The following is a 289-nucleotide window of genomic DNA, read 5'->3' as shown; positions in this document are numbered from 1 at the left end:
CGCCGGTTGCCAGCGCCAACCGAGGTCTCGCGCAAACGTCACGGAAAGGCCGCTTGCCCGGACGGGTACGGGGCGCTCCATTCCCGCAGCAGATCGGGAAAATGCGATGGTCACGCGGCGCAGCATCTTCGGCTTTGTTGCCACTCTTTCCGCCACGGCGCTTCTCGCGCCGACGCGTCTCAGCGCGCAGGGTACGATCGGCCTGGCGGAACGCCGCGCGATCGCGGCCTACCGGGCGGAGAAGTACCCGGCGATCGAGGCGGGCATCCAGCAGGCCGCTGGCTTCCCC

At 69.6% G+C, this 289-nt stretch carries 1 protein-coding gene; it reads left to right on the top strand.

The genetic code is table 11. The annotated features are described in order from the left end of the window. Positions 1–106: 106 nt before the first annotated feature. On the top strand, positions 107–289 hold a 183-nt coding region (locus JMJ55_RS30545; RefSeq protein WP_202829361.1), incomplete at its 3' end, for a hypothetical protein.

Source organism: Belnapia mucosa (genome assembly GCF_016775475.1).
In the GTDB taxonomy this organism is placed as follows: domain Bacteria; phylum Pseudomonadota; class Alphaproteobacteria; order Acetobacterales; family Acetobacteraceae; genus Belnapia; species Belnapia mucosa.
The sequence above is the reverse complement of the archived record's forward strand: the minus strand, read 5'-3'. Positions and strand labels throughout refer to the sequence as shown.